General features: G+C 69.1%; 1 protein-coding gene. It reads left to right on the top strand.

The features are described from left to right. Positions 1-110: 110 nt before the first annotated feature. A complete protein-coding gene (locus tag WA616_RS24350) occupies positions 111-1058 on the top strand; it encodes an IS481 family transposase (RefSeq protein WP_336033944.1) in 948 nt (315 codons plus the stop codon). Position 1059 lies beyond the last annotated feature (1 nt).

The following is a 1059-nucleotide window of genomic DNA, read 5'->3' as shown; positions in this document are numbered from 1 at the left end:
CGCTAGCTGTACTGACCACGGACGTTGGTGACGGCGTCTGCTGACATGAGGAAGACCTCCGAGTGAGGTGTGGAGCTGTCTAGGAACCGCTCCTCAGCCCGGAGGTCTTCGTGTCTCACGCTAATGCCACCCTGACCCCGCGTGGCCGGCTTCTGTTGGCTCGCTGCATCGTCGAGCAGGGGTGGACGCTGCGGCGCGCGGCCGAGCGGTTCCAGACGTCGGCCACCACCGCCGCGCGCTGGGCTGGGCGTTACCGCGAGCTGGGCGCCGCTGGCATGGTCGACCGGTCCAGCCGGCCCCACCGCAGTCCGCAGCGCACGCCGACCCGCACCGAGCGGCGGATCATCAAGGTGCGGATCAGGCGTCACTGGGGACCTGCGCGCATCGGCTTCCTGCTCGGCCTGCATCCCTCGACGGTGCATCGAGTGCTCTCCCGCTACCGGCTGGCCCGGCTGGCGTGGTTGGACCGGCCCACTGGCCGGGTCGTGCGTCGCTACGAGCACGCCGCCCCCGGGGACCTGGTGCACCTAGACGTGAAGAAGCTCGGCCGCATCCCCGACGGCGGCGGTTGGCGAGTGCACGGCCGCGCCGCCCGACCACACATCAAGCGCGGACCGGGTTACTCGTTCCTGCACACCGCGCTCGATGACCACTCCCGACTGGCCTACTCCGAGCTGCTGGCCGACGAGCGCAAGGAAACCGCCGCCGGCTTCTGGACACGGGCCAACGCCTACTTCGCCGGTTGCGGCATCACCGTGCACCGGGTGCTGACCGACAATGGCGCCTGCTACCGGTCACTGCCTTTCCGCGAAGCCCTCGCCGGCATCACGCACAAGCGCACCCGGCCCTACCGGCCAGCCACCAACGGCAAGGTCGAACGTTTCCACCGCACGCTGCTCGAGGAGTGGGCCTACGCCTGCTCCTACGCCAGCAACGCCGAACGCGAAGCCGCCTATGAGGTGTGGCTACACCGCTATAACCATCATCGCGGCCACACCGCACTCGGCGGCCACCCTCCAGCCAGCCGCGTGACCAACCTCAGTGGTCAGTACAGCTAGC

This window comes from Geodermatophilus sp. FMUSA9-8 (assembly GCF_037034165.1).
GTDB lineage: Bacteria > Actinomycetota > Actinomycetes > Mycobacteriales > Geodermatophilaceae > Geodermatophilus > Geodermatophilus nigrescens.
The sequence above is the reverse complement of the archived record's forward strand: the minus strand, read 5'-3'. Positions and strand labels throughout refer to the sequence as shown.